The following is a 16996-nucleotide window of genomic DNA, read 5'->3' as shown; positions in this document are numbered from 1 at the left end:
GTGTTCTTTTATCGCAACGTTCAGCGAGGCAAACCCGCCATGAATTCGCTCACCTGTCGCATGGCAATGCTAGCCAGGTTGGTTTGGGCCTGTTCAGTGGCCCAGGCAATGTGGGGCGTCACAATGCAACAGGGGTGCTGCCAGGTCAGCATGGGGTGGCTGGCGGGTGGCGGCTCCACCTCCAGTACGTCCAGCGCTGCGCCACCCAAGTGGCCACTGTCCAGCGCTTTCTTTAAGGGCTCAAACTGCACCAATGCGCCCCGCGCTGTGTTCACCAAAATGGCGCCCGGCTTCATGCGGGCAAACTCCGCCTCGCCCATCAGGCCCCGGGTCTGGTCGTTCAAGGGGCAATGCAAGCTGATGACATCACAAGTGGCCAGGGCCTCATCAAAACTCACATAGCCCGGGCGAACATCGGTCACACCACGGCGCTCCACTTTCACCACCGTCATGCCAAACGCCTTGGCAAAATGGGCCACATGGTCACCGATGGCCCCGTTGCCCAAAATGCCCAGCGTCATGACTTTCAAGCTGCGCATCGGGAAGTTGTGCATGCAAAAAAACTTGGACTGGCTCCATTGTCCCGCATTCACCAGGCCTTGCCACTCGGGTACACGCCGGGTCAGTTGCAGAATGCACGCCAACACATGCTCGGCCACCGACTCGGGACCGTAATTGACCACATTGCGCACGGTGATGCCCCGGGCTGCGGCCGCTTTGGCATCCACATTGTCCATGCCGGTGGCCATGAGCTGGATCATTTTCAGGCGGGGGGCTGCTGCCATCACGGCGTCGTCCACCTTCACCTTGTTGATCAGCAAAATGTCGGCATCCCGAACCCGCTCCAGCACCTCATGGGGCGCAGTGTAGGCATATTCCACCCACTGATGGGGCAGGTTTGGGCGGGGCAAAGGCACCCGCATGCTGTCTTTCTCCAACCAAACAATGTTCATGCGTGTTCCGGCACTGGTGCGTGTTTTATCAAGAGCCTTAGGCTAACGGCACCGGTGCATTCCAGCCAGTGGTGTTTTCCATGAAGATGCAAAAACCGGGCAGCCTTGGTTACACTGGGGCACAGCCTGAAAACAACCCATGGAGACACTGCGGATGATTAAAAAATATGAAGGCAAAATCAATATGGTGATGGGCACGGCCAAGCAAAAGGTGGGTGCCCTGACAGGCAACAAGGCTTTGGAGCGGGACGGTCAGTATCAAAAAATCAAAGGCGTAACCCAAGATGCAACCGAGGGTGCCAAAGCGGTGGTACGCGGTGCATCGAAAGAGGCCTTGAAGCAAAGCCTGAAAGGCCGTGATGTGCTGGTGAAGGAAATCAACGCCAGCTTCGACAAAGCCAACACGCTTGCTCAGCAGAGTGTTCGGGAGGCCGGGGGTAAACTGGAAAAAGCCCTGATCCATTTGCACAAACGGATCAAGCCCTGAAGACCTTGGGCACAGCCGCCGTCAACCTGGCATCGGCAGGCTCAAACCTTGAGCCTGCGCAAGCCGGTGACAATTCTTTCCGGCTTTTTTGGCTTGGTACATGAGGCTGTCTGCCATGTCCAACATGCCTTGAATGGAATCTGAATGCGTGGGGTACAACGCCCCGCCAATGCTGCACGACACGGACAAGCCGTGGTTTTGTCGAATGCGGTTGAGGTGTTTGTCGGTTGCAAACGAGTCGATGATGCGGTTGGCAATATTGACCAGCAACTGCGGGCTGCAGCGCGCCACAATCACCGCAAACTCATCGCCACCCAACCGCGCAATCTGGTCCACATTGCGGGTGGCGCCTTTCAGCAGCAGCGCTGTGGTTTTCAGCACTTGGTCGCCGGCCTTGTGGCCCAGCGTGTCGTTCACCGCCTTAAAACCATCCAGGTCCAAAAACAGCAACCCAAAGGTTTCGCCCGGCAGCAATCGGCTGACGCGGGACTGAAGGCTGAGGTCGAAACCACGGCGGTTGAGGACATCCGTCAAGGGGTCTCGCTCAACCTCGTGGCGCAAATCCTCCACGTTTTTCTGAATGCTGACGTCTTCCACAATCAGCACCGCTTGCGGGCCTTGTACCTGGTCGCTGTAAATCACAAACCGGAATTGCAGCACGCGCCCCTCTTCAAAATCCAGCTCGATGGGCACTTTGTGATGGCCAAAGTAATCGGTCACCAAATCATTCAACAGCGGCGCTTGGTCCTTCTCCAAACCTGCCTTCAACAACAGCGTCTCAAGACGGGGGGTCTCGGTGTATGGAAACGGCAAACGCAGCATGTGGGCCAGTGCTTTGTTGACATACAGCACATTGAAATGTTCATCCAGGTAGGCCACGCCACTGCCCAGCGACGACAACAACAAGTCCAGCCTGTTGCGCTCGGCTTCGGACTTGGCATGGCTGGCCTCCATCGCCAACATTTGCTCTTCGATCGCCTGGGCCATGCGGTTGAACGCCACCCCCAAATCGGATATTTCGTCTCGTCCGGTGATTTCAATGCGGGAATGAATAAGCCCGGATTGGAGCTCAAGGGCTTTGACGCGGAGGTCTTCCAAGCGGGCTGACAAAGCCCGACTCAAGCTCAACAGCATCAAGCCACACGCCACGGCACTCAGCGCGAACACACCCAACACAAACACCACCATGTCGTTGCGGGCCCGGTAAACCTCGTCTGGGTCGTAACGAACCCACAGCACATGGCCAGGCGTTGGCAGGGAAAAGGCCTCCTGCAGGGCGGACTCCGCTTGTGGAACGGGATTCGCAGTCTGAAAAAGGTCGCCAAACTCGAACAAACGTTTGCCTTGGTATTCAATCCACACCCCGGCTGGACGATGTTTGCTGTGGAAATTGCGAACCACCGAGGTCAGTGCATCCCTGGAATAGCTGTTTCGGCCGTTTTGCACCCGGTTTAATTCTTGGCGCAACTCAAAGTTGAAACGGTCCACGTCCTGCAGGGCCACCTTGCTCAAATGCATGTATTGGATGGACGCGAACAATGCGCCCATGAACAACTGGGCGACAAAAGTGGTCAGCAACCATTTCCATTTGAATGACATGACAAACCCGGTCTCAACAGGCGATGCACCGAGTATGCGCGTGCGCTCACGGGTTACCTATCCCGCGAGAGGGGCAGAAATGATGCACAAAACAAGAAATTTCAGCAATTTGTGCATTCGGCATTGCCGCACCCCTTGTTTTTTGTCATAATTCGCCTCCTTGCCGAGGTGGCGGAATTGGTAGACGCGCCGGACTCAAAATCCGGTGGTAGTGATATCGTGCGGGTTCGATTCCCGCCCTCGGCACCAGCCCCCCAGGACACCATGTGGGTTTCCATGAAACTGTCCGAATTCGATTTTGACCTTCCCGAAGAACTGATTGCGCAGCACCCCCCTGAAGTGCGCGGTGCATCTCGGCTATTGGTTTGCCCCGCCCAAGCACCGCTGAAAGACAAGGCTTTTGCTGACATTCTTGAATGCATACGCCCCAATGATGTGCTGGTGCTGAACAACACCAAGGTGTTGAAAGCGCGGCTGTTTGGTGAAAAGGCCACGGGCGGAAAAATCGAGGTCATGCTGGAGCGCATTCTGGACGACCGCCGCTTCACAGCCATGATTCGCGCCAGCAAAGCGCCCAAACCTGGCAGTGAGATTGTGCTGGCCGGCGTGGCCAAGGCCACCGTGCTGGGCAAGCACGACATGATGTACGAGGTACAACTGGCCGAGGGTTCGACTTCGATTGACCTCATTCTGGATGCACATGGTGCCCTGCCCTTGCCGCCTTACATCACCCACGATGCCGACCAGACCGATGAAGACCGTTACCAAACGGTGTTTGCCAAAGAGCCGGGGGCCGTGGCTGCCCCAACCGCAGGCTTGCACTTCACAGACGCGTTGCTGGACAGCTTGAAAGCGCAGGGCACGCGTGTGATGGACCTCACCTTGCACGTGGGCGCTGGCACGTTTTTGCCGGTGAAAACCGACAACGTGGACGAACACGTGATGCACCGGGAGCGTTACAGCCTGTCTGCCAACCTGATTGCCGAATTGGTGCGCACCAAACAAAACGGTGGCCGCATTGTGGCCGTGGGCACCACCAGCCTGCGTGCGCTGGAAGCCTGGGGCACCGAGACTGGCTGCAACTTGAACACGGACGACGGGTTGGGCAAAGCAATGCGCTATGCAGAAACCGGGCATGCCGGAGACACCGATATTTTCATCAAGCCAGGTTACGTGTTCCACACGGCCGACTGCCTGATCACCAACTTCCATTTGCCCAAAAGCACCTTGCTGATGCTGGTGTCGGCTTTTGCAGGCAAGGACCGGATTTTTGAAGCCTATGCCCATGCGGTGGCGCAGCAGTACCGGTTTTTCAGCTATGGCGATGCGATGTGGTTGGAACGCACGGTGGGGTGAATTGCCCGTGCCGGTTTATTTGCCCCCAAGCAATGCCGGTAGCCCGTGCTGTTTATAGCCCCCAGCAACACCGGCAGCCCGTGCCGAACGCCCCCCGAAGGTCAAGGTTGCCCCGCGCTCATTGGACAAAATCGCGAACCATCCCGAGAACTCGCCACTGCGTGGCTCAAACATCTCGGTCCGTGTGTTCGAATGCTGTGCGGGTCAAACCGATCGGGGTGCTGACTGTTCGGCCCCGGGCATACCGGCATTGCTGGGGGCTCGCTGTTTGGAGGGGCGACCTCAGCGATCGTGAGGCTCAGCGAGGGAAAGACCAATGGACCGTCGCGAGGGGGCGTAAACGCGCAGTGACGCAATTTAAAAAGTCGCCAAGGGCGATGTAACTGCGCAGAGCTGCAAACATCAGCGAGCCTGACGACGACCAACGAGGTACCACCAAAACAAAACGCCCCGGCAAGCCGAGGCGTTTCCACACAGCAGAAGCTCACTCGGTGAGCTTACTCCACCGCTTTAACCATGTCTTCAATCACTTTCTTGGCGTCACCAAACACCATCATGGTTTTGTCCATGTAGAACAATTCGTTGTCCAAACCGGCGTAACCGGCGTTCATGGACCGCTTGTTCACAATAATGGTTTTGGCCTTGTAGGCCTCCAGAATCGGCATGCCAGCAATCGGGCTCTTGGGGTCGTTCTTTGCAGCGGGGTTCACCACGTCGTTCGCACCCAGCACCAGCACCACGTCGGTCTGACCAAACTCGCTGTTGATGTCTTCCATCTCAAACACTTGGTCATAGGGCACTTCTGCTTCGGCCAACAGCACGTTCATGTGGCCAGGCATGCGGCCTGCCACGGGGTGAATGGCGTACTTCACGTTCACGCCCAGGTGGGTCAGCTTTTCCGACAGTTCTTTCAAGGCGTGCTGGGCACGCGCAACCGCCAAGCCATAGCCGGGCACAATCACCACGGTTTCGGCATTGGTCAGCAGAAAGGCTACGTCATCGGACGAACCACTTTTGACCGTGCGCTGTTGCTGTGAGCCACCACTACCGGTGTCGGCTTCTCCACCAAACCCACCCAGAATCACGTTGAAGAACGAGCGATTCATCGCCTTGCACATGATGTAGGACAGAATGGCACCAGACGAACCCACCAGCGAACCGGCGATGATCAGCATGCTGTTGTTCAGCGAGAAGCCAATGCCCGCAGCGGCCCAGCCAGAGTAGCTGTTGAGCATGGACACCACCACCGGCATGTCGGCACCGCCAATCGGAATGATCAGCGTGACGCCCAACACAAAGGCCACCGCCGTCATCACGATGAAGGGCGTCCAGCTTTGGGTAATGAAGAAGCTGATACCCGCGCCGATCATCACAATACCCAGGATGGCATTCAGTGCATGCTGGCCTTTGAAGCGCACAGGTGCGCCCTGGAACAGGCGGAACTTGTACTTGCCACTCAGCTTGCCAAACGCAATCACCGAGCCCGAGAAGGTGATGGCACCCACGAAGGTTCCGATGAAGAGTTCAATGCGGTTGCCATAGGGGATGCTGGTTTCGCCAGCCGCCACAATGCCAAACGCCGCAGGCTCGGCCACCGCTGCCACGGCAATCGCCACCGCTGCCAAACCAATCATGCTGTGCATGAAGGCCACCAGCTCGGGCATTTTGGTCATTTCAACGCGCTTGGCCATGATGGCACCGGCACCGCCACCCACCACCAAACCGGCCAGCACATAGGCCATGCCTGCAGCAGTGGACTCGCCCGCCAATTTGGAAATGAGGGCGATGGTGGTCAGCACGGCGATGGTCATACCGGCCATGCCAAACGTATTCCCCAACCGCGAGGTGGTGGGGTGGGACAGGCCCTTCAAGGCCTGGATAAAGCAGACTGACGCCACTAGGTACAACAGCGTCACTGTGTTCATACTCAATTGCATGGAGTTCTCCAGTTCGCTGTGGGGTTATTTTTTCTTCTTGAACATTTCAAGCATGCGGCGCGTCACCAAAAACCCGCCAAACACGTTGACTGCGGCCAATGCGACCGCCAGCGTGCCCATGAACTTGCCCACCGGGGTGACGGTGAGTGCAGCGGCCAACATGGCCCCCACAATCACAATCGCCGAAATGGCGTTTGTAACCGCCATCAATGGTGTGTGCAGCGCTGGGGTCACGTTCCAGACCACGTGGTAACCCACATAGATGGCCAGAACGAAAATGATCAGGTTGATCGTGGTGTGACTGATGATGTCCATTGTTCAGGGCTCCCTTCAGGCGTTCTTGCGTTTCAGTTCACCGCCGGTGCACATCAGGCAGGCGGCAACAATGTCGTCTTCGAGATCAATCTTGAACTGGCCTTCTTTGTCGAACACCAGTTTCAGGAAATCAATCACGTTGCGGGCATACAGGGCTGATGCATCGGCAGCAACCATGGTGGCCAGGTTGGCATAACCCACAATCTTCACGCCATTCACATCCACAATTTCATTCAGCTTGGACAGGGGGCAGTTGCCGCCCTGCTCCACCGCCAGGTCGATGACCACTGAACCGGGCTTCATGGCGCGCACAGTGTCTTCGTGCAGCAGCGTGGGCGCCTTGCGGCCGGGAATCAGCGCGGTGGTGATGACGATGTCGCTCTTGATGGCCTTTTCATGCACAGCCGCGGCTTGGCGCTTCATCCAGCTTTCGGGCATGGGGCGGGCATAGCCCCCCACACCTTTGGCGATTTCGCGCTCCTCGTCGGTCTCGAACGGAACATCCACAAACTTGGCACCCAGCGACTCCACTTGCTCTTTGGTGGCAGGGCGCACATCAGAAGCCTCGATCACCGCGCCCAAGCGCTTGGCTGTGGCAATGGCCTGCAAACCGGCGACACCCACACCCAGAATGAGCACGCGGGCGGCTTTCACCGTACCGGCCGCTGTCATCAACATGGGCATGAAGCGCTGATACACGTTGGCAGCAATCATCACGGCTTTGTAGCCTGCGATGTTGGCCTGGGAAGACAACACGTCCATGCTCTGCGCACGGGTGGTCCGTGGGGCGGCTTCCAGTGCAAAGGCGGTGAGACCAGCCTTGTTCATGGCTTCCAGGCCCGCATTGTCGAACGGGTTCAACATGCCCACCACCACTTGGCCGGCGCGGTAGGCTGAAATTTCGTTTTCGGCTGGTGCCCGCACTTTGAGGATCATGTCGCACTGGGCAATCACGTCCATGGCGCGGTCAACAATTTTTGCACCCACCTCGGCATAGGCCTGGTCGGTGATGGAGCTGGCCACACCAGCACCCGCCTGCACAAACACCTCGTGCTTTTGGGCAATGAGCTTCTTCACCGTTTCAGGTGTTGCAGCTACACGCGTTTCTCCGGACCTTGTCTCGGCCGGGATTCCGATTTTCATGGAACTTCTCCTTGTGGGAAAGCGCTTTGTTGTATTAAGTATTCTGTCGTTGGCCCTGCCACGGGGCCTGTTTCATGGCCCAAACTGGCACCAGAGGCCGCATTCAACCACCGCAATGGCTGGTCCGCACTATAGCATGGCAGTATCCCCCAAACTTAGGGATTACCACAACCTGCACAGTGGACTCTGACACCACAAACGGCAATCAAGGGACAGGCTTTGGACGCGCAGGCCCCTGCCGAACACCATCCAGCAATGCGCACATGCGTTGGGCAGCCTCGAGCAAGCGCGGTCCATTGCGCACCAGGATGTCCTTGGGGAAGGTTTTTACCCAGCCAGCTTGTACCGCAGGCAGTTGCTGCCAGCTTGACCATTGACGGGTCAGGTTCTGCTCTTGCGTGTCATCGCCGCTGGCCAGAATCAGTGCTGGTTTTCGCGCCAACACGGCCTCGGCACTCACCTGGAATGCAAGGCTTGAATGGTCCGTGAACACATTGTGCCCTCCACAGACCGAGAGAATTTCGGACACCACGTGGCTGCCACCCAATGTCATCAACGGCTTGGGCCACACTTGGTAGAACACCGGAACCACCACTGCGCCCTGGTGTTGCTGGCGCAGCTCCCGAATGCCCAGTTCCCACGCGCGCACGGCGTTTTCGGCCTGGCTTTCGGTGCCCAACAGGCGCGACAAACGGCGCAAGGTGGAGGCCACCTCCGCCAGGGTTTTGGGCTCGCTGACGTACACCGGCACCTTGAGCGCCCGAAGACGCTCCACCACCGCCGGGCTGATGCCCGAATTCCACACCAGCACCAGGTCTGGCTTTTGGGCAAGCAGTGTCTCGGTACCCAACAACCAAGGCGCGCCCAGCTTGGGCAGCCGGTTCGCTTCAGGTGGGTAGTCGCTGGAGGCATCCACCGCCACCACCGCCTTCAGGCCCTGCACAAACGCCACCGACTCGGTGAGGTGGGGTGACAGCGACAACACCCGGCGAGCGGGTTGAGCCACACACACCGGGTATTGAGTGTCGTCGGGGACGCAGATGGGCTGTGCATGAACCGATTCCAGCGCGTACGCGTTGAGCAGCAACCCAAGGAGAAGCCTTCCGCAGCCGTACCAGCGAGTCAATTGATTTCGGTTCACAGCACCCCGGGCCTTGAGTTAAAAGTCAAACTGGGCTGTTAGACGAACATTCCGACCGAAGTCGGGATACACACCGACCGGATTTGTAGCGAATGCGTTGTAGTAGCCTTGGCTGTAGTAGTCGCGATCGAACAGGTTGTTGACCGATAACACGAGCTTGACCTTGTCCAACTGGTATCGCACATTGAAATCGGCCACAGCGTAACCGGGCACTTTCCCGTTTTCTTGCGAACCGCCGACATCACCACCCAAACGTTGATCAGATTGAGCCTGCAACAGCACCTCAGCATTCAACTTTGACGTAATGGCCTGATTGACGGCCAACAACACCCGGTGCGCAGGTACCAACGGTACACGTGTGCCAGCCAAGTTGCCCGAACGAAATTCCGAGTCGGTGTAAGTGTAGGCTGCGCGAAGGCTGGTTTTGTCGAACAAAGGTGCCTGGTGTTCCAGCTCAATGCCCTGTCGCTGGGTTTTGTCCAGGTTGATGTTGCTGAAATTGACGTTGGCAATTTCGTCACTCAGCCAGATTTTGAACAGGCGCACCACCTGCTCTTGCTGACCGACACGTCGACGCGCACCCACCTCCAATTCTTTTGAACGCTGGGGATTCAAAAAAGTATTGGAAGGCGGACGAGAGGATGGATCATTTTCATCAATATTGGGCACCCGGTAGCCCCGGTTGATTTTTCCGAAAGCGGTGTAATCGTCCGTGAGTACTTTCGAAAAACCCAGTTCAAAAGCCTCCAGGTTCAAGTTGCGTTGGGTACTTTGCTCGGTGGGCGCAAAGGGGCCAGTGTCATAGCGGTACTGGTTAAACCGCTCAAGCCTGTAGCCAGCATTCACCCGCAGCGTGTCGCTCACCGTCACGTCATCCGTCACATAGGCCGCATAAGAGCTTTGCAAACCCCGCGCAGCAAAATTTCCAAAACTGAACTGCGACTTGGAATCAAGGTCCGCACGCTCCGAACTGATACCCACAGTCCACAGGTGGTTCATGCCGTAAAACAACGCAGAGTCACTGACAAAACCGGTGATCTGGTCTTGGGCTGTCTCCCGCTGGCCAGTGGGGTTACCGTCCTTGAATGAGCGGCGCTGCTCGCGGTGCGACACATCCAGGCCATAATCCATGGTCAGCCCTTTGGTCCGCAAAAATGCACTCAGCACATCGCGTTTAAAAAAAGAATAGTCACCCCGGTTGCTCACCGTGGGCACAGCCTGCCGGGGGTTTTGTTTGAACTCGGCAGGGCTGAGCGCACCGGGCAACTGAGCATCGCTGCCTTCGGTACCCACGCGCACGCCGGTGTAAATGGACTGACCACTCCAGGTGAGGGTGGCGGCCGCACTGCCAAAATCCTCCGCACTTTGGGCGCGGTACCCGTCGGTGTTCGACTTCGTTGCATCCACCGACAAGCCAAACCCGTTGGCTCCACCCCGCAGGCCCACGGTGGTTTCCAGTGTGCTGTAGGAGCCAAGCGACACCGACGCATTGCCCGACAGGGGCATATCCCCTTTGGGTTGGGTGGTCGTGATGCGAATCACCCCACCAGAAGCACCATCGCCATAAGCCACAGAGGCGCCGCCGCGCACAATTTCAATTTTTTCAATGCTACTGACCGGAATACTGGAAATTCGGGCTGTGGCGAGCTCCTTTTCACTGTAGCGAATGCCATCCACGATGATGGCCACGTTGGTGTAGGCATCGGAACCACCAAAACCGCGCAGGTCAAATGTGGCGTCCCGCTTGCCGACCAAACCCGGACGGGTATTCACAAAGCCCAGTTTTTGAACCACTTCGGCAATCGATGTGTAGCCGGAGTTTCGAATGTCTTCCTGGGTGATCAATGTGGCCGAAGGCGGTGCATCCGCCTTGTTGTCGATGAGTCGGCTGGACTCCACCGTCACAGCAGGAAGATCACGGCCGTTGGTCGCCGCCAGTTCAAGGGGTTGAGTTGCCTGGTCGGACCAAGCGGAATTGCATGCTGCCGCGCATGCGAGCGCAATCAAGGTTTTGTTCATGACAGTCAGGTTGAGCGCCGCACCCACCGTGCGGCTTGTGGTCAACACCACGGGGAGCACATCAACAGAACGTCATGCCTTAGCACCCGAAACAAGGGCACAGGCCTGTGAATAAACCGAATGGAACATGCGGTTGAAGCCGTCTGCATGCTGCCTCCCCGCAGCACCAGCGCTTGGCCTGCGTGGGAATGCAGGCAAAACGGTCAAGGCCGGTATCCGGGCTTGAAAGTCTTGATGTGTCGCCTTCCCAGTCGGCCTGGCGGCCTGTACTACCAGTGGCAAAATGACACACCCGCACTCTCTTACCGTTGCGGGGGCAGCGCAGGCATTCAACCTGCTTCCCGTTTAACCGTGCTCAAAACTGAGGCACGAGCACCTTAACCCTGCTATTCTAACGTGTTTTCAAAAATGCCGATGGCCCCCAAGGCCCACAAAATCGGACAACCCTGCGCAGCAGCGCTTACAGAGCAGACATGGCAGACATCTGGAAACCCAGCGTCACGGTCGCGGCCATTGTGGAGCACGATGGCAAATTCCTGATTGTGGAAGAGCACACCACCGATGGCGTGAAACTCAATCAGCCCGCTGGCCACCTCGACCCCGGAGAAACCCCGGCGCATGGTGCTGCCCGCGAAGCTCTGGAAGAATCCGCCTGGGAAGTGGAGCCCGTTGGCTTGTTGGGCATTTACCTCAGTCGCTATACCAGCTCCCGCACCGGCGAAGACGTGACCTACCTGCGCTTTGCATTTGCGGGCAAAGTGGTGAAACACCATGCCGACCGCGCGCTGGATGACGGCATTATCCGCACCCTGTGGATGAGCCCGGAGGAACTGCGGGCCAGCCAAAGCGAGCACCGCAGCCCTTTGGTGATGCGGTGTGTCGAAGACTTCCTCGACTGGAAAGCAGGCAAACGCCCCCTCATGCCGCTGGACCACGTGTACACCCATGAAAGCGTGCTGAAAGGGCCCATGCCACCCGGCTTGTCGTAACACCCATGAGCAAAACCGTTGTCATTGGAATGTCCGGTGGGGTTGATTCCTCCGTGTCCGCCTGGTTGCTGAAGCAACAAGGCTACAAGGTCATCGGCCTGTTCATGAAAAACTGGGAAGACGACGACGATTCTGAATACTGCTCCAGCCGGCAAGACTGGCTGGATGCGGCCAGCGTGGCCGACGTGGTGGGCGTGGACATTGAAGCGGTGAATTTTGCCGCTGAATACAAAGACCGGGTGTTCTCGGTGTTTCTCAGCGAATACGCTGCAGGCCGCACACCCAACCCGGACATTCTCTGCAACAGCGAAATCAAGTTCAAAGCCTTTCTGGACCATGCCTACAGCCTGGGGGCCGACTACATTGCCACCGGCCACTATGCCCGTGTTCGCGAGGTCAACGGCGAGTTCCAACTGCTCAAGGCGGTTGACCACAGCAAAGACCAGTCTTATTTTTTGCACCGCTTGAACCAGGCCCAGCTGAGCAAAACCCTCTTTCCGCTGGGCGAAATCCCCAAAACCGAGGTGCGCAAAATTGCCCATGAATTGGGCCTGTCCAATGCTGCCAAAAAAGACTCCACAGGCATTTGCTTTATTGGTGAGCGACCATTTCGCGAGTTCCTGAACCGCTACCTGCCCACCGCGCCCGGGCCCATTCTGAATGACCAGGGCGAGGTGATTGGCGAGCACGTGGGCCTGAGCTTTTACACCTTGGGCCAGCGAAAGGGCATCGGCATTGGCGGGCAAAAGGATGGCAACGGCGAGCCCTGGTTTGTGGCCCGCAAAAATCTGCAGAACAACACACTGTACGTGGTGCAAGGTCATGACCACCCTTGGCTGCACCAAACGGTGTTACAGGCCGAGCAAGCGCATTACATTGCAGGCTACACACCTGACCTGGAGCGCTTGGCCTGCAAGGCCCGCTACCGCCAGGAAGACGCCCATTGCAACTTTGAGGCCGACGCAGACCGCTTCACCCTGCACTTTGACCACAGCCAGTTTGCAGTCACCCCGGGCCAAAGCGCCGTGCTGTACGACGGTGAGGTCTGCCTGGGCGGCGGCATTATTGCCGGATAAGCAGACACCCATTACGCGGGGTGGTGCCTTGTGCCAGTTCGCAGTACAGTAAACGCTTAACCATTCTTGCATGGCTTAGGCGATGACCACCCAACATCCCGAAGTTCCGTCGCACACGCACTCCCCCACGCCCAAACGCCGCCTGTACGCCTTCAATGCCTGGCCCGTGTCGTTCCATGCCCGCATGTTTGCCTTGTATGCTGCATGGGGTGGTTTTGTGGCGTGTGTGGTGCTCAGCATGCTTGAGCACTTCATGCTCTGGCCGGTGGCCCTGCTCTGCCTTGTTCTGGGTGTGATTGGCGTGGTGGACCTGACTCAAACCAACCAGTCCATTCGCCGCAATTACCCCATCCTCGGGCATTTGCGTTTTTTTCTGGAATTCATTCGGCCTGAAATTCGGCAGTACTTTTTTGAATCCAACACCGAGGCAGCGCCTTTCTCGCGCAACCAGCGCTCACTGGTGTACCAACGTGCGAAGTCGGTCATGGACAAGCAAGCCTTTGGCACGCAGGCCGACTTGTACAAACAAGGCACCGAATGGATCAACCATTCCACAGCGCCCCTGCACCTGCGCAACCCAGACTTCCGGGTGCGCATTGGCGGCCCAGCCTGCACACAACCCTATGAAGCCTCCATTTTCAACATTTCCGCCATGAGCTTTGGCGCCCTCTCGGCCAACGCCATATTGGCGCTGAACAAAGGGGCCAAACAGGGCAACTTTGCGCACGACACGGGCGAGGGCTCCATTTCACCCTACCACCGCGAACATGGCGGGGACCTGATTTGGGAAATCGGCAGCGGCTACTTCGGCTGTCGCACAGCCGATGGTCTATTCGACCCACAACGCTTTGCAGAGCAAGCCTGCGACCCACAGGTCAAAATGATTGAAATCAAACTGTCGCAAGGTGCCAAGCCCGGCCATGGCGGGGTATTGCCGGGCCCCAAGGTGACCGAGGAAATTGCGCAAACCAGGGGGGTGATGGTGGGCGTGGATTGCGTGTCGCCAGCCGCGCACAGCGCGTTTTCAACCCCGCTGGAATTGATGCAATTCATCAGCGAACTGCGCGGCCTGAGCGGCGGAAAACCGGTGGGCATCAAACTGTGTGTGGGCCACCCCTGGGAATGGTTTGCCATGGCCAAGGCCATGCAAAGCACAGGCACCCGGCCCGACTTCATCGTGATTGACGGCAGCGAGGGCGGCACTGGTGCTGCCCCCGTGGAATTTGCGGATCACATGGGCTTCCCGCTGATTGAAGGCCTGATGTTGGTACACAATACCTTGGTGGGCCTGGACATTCGGCAGGACATCAAACTGATTGCCAGCGGAAAAATCATTTCTGCGTTTGACATTGCCAAAATGTGTGCGCTGGGTGCCGACCTGTGCAACAGCGCGCGCGGCTTCATGTTTGCGCTGGGCTGCATCATGGCGCAGGCCTGCCACACCGGGCACTGCCCCACCGGCGTGACCACACAGGACAAAAAACGCCAGCGCGCACTCGACCCGGAGAACAAGTCAGAGCGGGTGTACAACTTCCACAAAAACACCTTGAAAGCCTTGGGCGAACTGCTGGGTGCGGCGGGCCTGGACCACCCGCAAAACCTGAAACCCCAACACATGTCACGGCGCATCAATGGTCAGCAGGTCAGCCTGCTGGCCGACTGCTACACCTTTGCAAAACCGGGGGAATTGCTGCGGGGCGGGCGCCCCGGCAGCTTGTTTGAACAATATTGGGATGCCGCACAAGCGGCGAGCTTCAGGCTGGCTTAATCGTCAACCATGTGGTCAACGCCCAGACTTACACCACCGGCCGTGTGGCCTCAAAGCTGGGGCGGCAGGCCAGGCGCTCAGCATAGTCCACCAAAGCCGGGTACTGCTTGCGCCAATCAATTTCTGGCATGCGGAAGTCCAGGTAAAACAGCGCGCAACCGGCTGCAATGTCCGCAATGCTGAACTGGTCAGTCAGGTAATGCCCGGGCATGTGCTCCACATGGTGGGCAAAGTAGGCCAGCCCGTTGTGGATTTTCTGGGTTTGGCGATCCACCCAAGCGGTGCTCACATGCTCGGCCGGGTGAAAGCGCTTTTCCAGCAAAATGGCCACGGCCGCGTCGCTAATGCCCTGCCCGCACACTTCCAGCGTGCGCACCTTGGCACGCAATTCGGGTTTGGTGGGCAACAGGGGGATGGTGGGCATGAGGTACTCCACCTGGCCTGAAATGACCGTGGAATCGAACAGCACCTGCCCACCATTCAAAATCAACGCGGGCACTTTGCCCAAGGGGTTGTGCTCGGTGATTTTGGTGTCGGGGCTCCACACGTCTTCCAACACAAACTCAAAGGGGATTTCCTTCTCGAGCAATTGCACACGGATTTTGCGCACAAAGGGGCTGGTTAAAGATCCAACGAGTTTCATCACTGCTCTCCTAGTTCCACAGTCCTGAAATGCAGACTGTTTGTTGTTAATACTGGTTTGTATCGGTATTTTGGCCGGGTGCATACCCGGTAAATCCACAAATAGGCGGGCGACAAGCACCCATGCATGGCAAGCAAAGCGAGGCGGGGTTACAATACAACGCTTTGAAAATCCACAGGTTTACTGCCCAGAATGATTTCTTCTGAATCCTTGAACGCGCTAACCGCCCTGAGCCCTCTGGACGGCCGTTACCAATCCAAAGTGGGCAGCTTGCGCCCCCTGCTGTCTGAAGCGGGTTTCATGCATCACCGTGTGATTGTGGAAATTGAGTGGCTGAAAGCCTTGGCTCAAGCAGGGTTTGCCGAGCTGCCCGCGTTTTCCACACAAGCCCTTGCCAAACTGGAGGCCCTGAAAACCGGTTTTTCAGAAGCCGATGCCCAGCGCATCAAGGAATTTGAGGCTACCACGAATCACGACGTCAAAGCAGTGGAATACTTTATTAAAGAAAAGTTCCAGTCTGATGACGAACTGAAAAAAGCCGCCGAGTTTGTGCACTTTGCCTGCACCTCGGAAGACATCAACAACATGAGCCACGCGCTCATGCTGAAAGCCACCCGCGAACAAGTGTTGGTGCCCACCCTGCGCAACGTGGTGGCCAGCCTGCGCGGCTATGCACACCAGTTTGCAGACATTCCGCTGATGTGCCGCACCCATGGCCAGCCCGCCAGCCCGTCCACCCTGGGAAAAGAATTTGCCAACGTGGTGCACCGCCTGGAACGCGCGATAGCGGCCATTGAGGCAGTTGAACTGCCCGCCAAAATGAACGGTGCCGTGGGCAACTACAATGCCCATTTGTCCGCCTACCCCAACCACGATTGGGAAGCCCTGAGCCGACGGCTGATTGAAGGCCTGGGCCTCACCTTCAACCCCTACACCATCCAGATTGAACCGCACGATGGCATCGCGGCTTTGATGGACGCCATTGCCCGGGCCAACACCATCGTGATTGACCTGTCCCGCGACATCTGGGGTTACATTTCGCTGGGCTACTTCAAACAAAAACTGAAGGCTGGCGAAGTGGGCTCGTCCACCATGCCGCACAAGGTCAACCCCATCGACTTTGAAAATGCCGAAGGCAACCTGGGCATGGCCAATGCTGTGCTGAAGCACCTGGCAGAAAAACTGCCCATTTCACGCTGGCAGCGTGACCTGACTGACTCCACCGTGCTGCGCAACCTCGGTGTGGGCATTGGCTACTCGGTGCTGGCTTACGAAAGCTGCCTGCGCGGCCTGGGCAAGTTGGAAGTGAATGAAGCCGCCATTGCCGACGACATCAACAACGCCTGGGAACTGCTGGCAGAGCCCGTGCAAACCGTGATGCGCCGCTATGGCCTGCCCAACCCGTACGAGCAGTTGAAAGAACTGACACGCGGCAAGGGCATTACCCAGGAAGCCCTGCAAGGCTTTATTGCAACGCTGGACCTGCCTGCGGCCGAAAAGCAGCGCCTGCTGGCCATGACGCCAGCCAGCTACATCGGCAAAGCCGCTGAGTTGGCCCGTCGCATTTAAG

Annotated in this window: 14 protein-coding genes, 1 tRNA gene and 1 riboswitch; of the genes, 7 read left to right on the top strand and 8 right to left on the bottom strand. The window is 57.6% G+C overall.

Features of this window, described 5'->3' with window-relative positions; genetic code table 11:
• Nucleotides 1-20: 20 nt before the first annotated feature.
• Complete coding sequence (locus VGE55_RS11510) at nt 21-953, bottom strand: D-2-hydroxyacid dehydrogenase (RefSeq protein ID WP_331131825.1); 933 nt, start codon at nt 951-953, stop codon at nt 21-23.
• A 154-nt stretch (nt 954-1107) separates the two neighbouring features.
• Here VGE55_RS11510 and VGE55_RS11505 point away from each other — a divergent pair, with 154 nt between their 5' ends.
• Nucleotides 1108-1440: a hypothetical protein gene (locus VGE55_RS11505; RefSeq protein ID WP_331131824.1), complete on the top strand. Its 333-nt coding sequence runs from the start codon at nt 1108-1110 to the stop codon at nt 1438-1440.
• A gap of 21 nt (nt 1441-1461) precedes the next feature.
• Here the strand turns inward: VGE55_RS11505 and VGE55_RS11500 are convergent, their stop codons facing one another.
• Nucleotides 1462-3039 carry a GGDEF domain-containing protein gene (locus VGE55_RS11500; protein ID WP_331131823.1) on the bottom strand — a complete coding sequence of 526 codons (1578 nt, stop codon included), beginning with the start codon at nt 3037-3039 and terminating at the stop codon, nt 1462-1464.
• Nucleotides 3040-3201: 162 nt separating this feature from the next.
• On the opposite strand from VGE55_RS11500, the gene VGE55_RS11495 reads away from it, so the two are divergent.
• Together VGE55_RS11495 and queA are read left to right on the top strand one after the other, a co-directional pair.
• Nucleotides 3202-3288 (top strand) — tRNA-Leu (locus tag VGE55_RS11495).
• Nucleotides 3289-3315: 27 nt separating this feature from the next.
• Nucleotides 3316-4395 (top strand): tRNA preQ1(34) S-adenosylmethionine ribosyltransferase-isomerase QueA, encoded by a 1080-nt coding sequence (gene queA / locus VGE55_RS11490; RefSeq protein ID WP_331131822.1) that lies wholly within the window; start codon nt 3316-3318, stop codon nt 4393-4395.
• A 497-nt stretch (nt 4396-4892) separates the two neighbouring features.
• On the opposite strand, the gene VGE55_RS11485 is transcribed toward queA, so the two are convergent.
• The 5 genes from VGE55_RS11485 to VGE55_RS11465 form a co-directional block, all read right to left on the bottom strand.
• Nucleotides 4893-6326 (bottom strand): NAD(P)(+) transhydrogenase (Re/Si-specific) subunit beta, encoded by a 1434-nt coding sequence (locus VGE55_RS11485; protein WP_331132295.1) that lies wholly within the window; start codon nt 6324-6326, stop codon nt 4893-4895.
• Between the two features lie 30 nt (nt 6327-6356).
• The gene (locus VGE55_RS11480; RefSeq protein WP_331131821.1) at nt 6357-6647 is read right to left on the bottom strand and encodes an NAD(P) transhydrogenase subunit alpha; all 291 of its coding nucleotides are present in this window, start codon (nt 6645-6647) and stop codon (nt 6357-6359) included.
• A gap of 15 nt (nt 6648-6662) precedes the next feature.
• The gene (locus VGE55_RS11475) at nt 6663-7790 is read right to left on the bottom strand and encodes a Re/Si-specific NAD(P)(+) transhydrogenase subunit alpha (RefSeq protein ID WP_331131820.1); all 1128 of its coding nucleotides are present in this window, start codon (nt 7788-7790) and stop codon (nt 6663-6665) included.
• Nucleotides 7791-7995: 205 nt separating this feature from the next.
• The gene (locus VGE55_RS11470) at nt 7996-8877 is read right to left on the bottom strand and encodes a cobalamin-binding protein (protein ID WP_331131819.1); all 882 of its coding nucleotides are present in this window, start codon (nt 8875-8877) and stop codon (nt 7996-7998) included.
• Between the two features lie 72 nt (nt 8878-8949).
• Nucleotides 8950-11001, bottom strand: a complete 2052-nt coding sequence (locus VGE55_RS11465) for a TonB-dependent receptor (protein ID WP_331131818.1) — start codon at nt 10999-11001, stop codon at nt 8950-8952.
• Nucleotides 11002-11140: 139 nt separating this feature from the next.
• A riboswitch (cobalamin riboswitch) is annotated at nt 11141-11345 on the bottom strand.
• A gap of 78 nt (nt 11346-11423) precedes the next feature.
• On the opposite strand from VGE55_RS11465, the gene VGE55_RS11460 reads away from it, so the two are divergent.
• From VGE55_RS11460 to VGE55_RS11450, 3 genes are all read left to right on the top strand, one after another.
• Nucleotides 11424-11939, top strand: coding sequence for an NUDIX hydrolase (locus VGE55_RS11460; protein WP_331131817.1), 516 nt, complete (start codon nt 11424-11426; stop codon nt 11937-11939).
• Between the two features lie 5 nt (nt 11940-11944).
• Entirely contained in the window at nt 11945-13015 is a 1071-nt protein-coding gene (gene mnmA, locus VGE55_RS11455) for a tRNA 2-thiouridine(34) synthase MnmA (RefSeq protein ID WP_331131816.1), read from the top strand.
• 184 nt (nt 13016-13199) lie between these two features.
• Nucleotides 13200-14783 (top strand): FMN-binding glutamate synthase family protein, encoded by a 1584-nt coding sequence (locus VGE55_RS11450; protein WP_331132294.1) that lies wholly within the window; start codon nt 13200-13202, stop codon nt 14781-14783.
• Between the two features lie 28 nt (nt 14784-14811).
• Here VGE55_RS11450 and VGE55_RS11445 read toward each other — a convergent pair whose 3' ends face one another.
• Nucleotides 14812-15426, bottom strand: a complete 615-nt coding sequence (locus tag VGE55_RS11445) for a glutathione S-transferase C-terminal domain-containing protein (RefSeq protein WP_331131815.1) — start codon at nt 15424-15426, stop codon at nt 14812-14814.
• Nucleotides 15427-15618: 192 nt separating this feature from the next.
• Here VGE55_RS11445 and purB point away from each other — a divergent pair, with 192 nt between their 5' ends.
• Nucleotides 15619-16995, top strand: coding sequence for an adenylosuccinate lyase (purB, locus tag VGE55_RS11440; protein ID WP_331131814.1), 1377 nt, complete (start codon nt 15619-15621; stop codon nt 16993-16995).
• The last annotated feature ends 1 nt before the right edge of the window (nt 16996 follow it).

Source organism: Limnobacter sp., from assembly GCF_036405155.1.
Taxonomy (GTDB): Bacteria; Pseudomonadota; Gammaproteobacteria; order Burkholderiales; family Burkholderiaceae_B; genus Limnobacter.
This window is presented reverse-complemented; position numbering and strand designations above follow the sequence as displayed.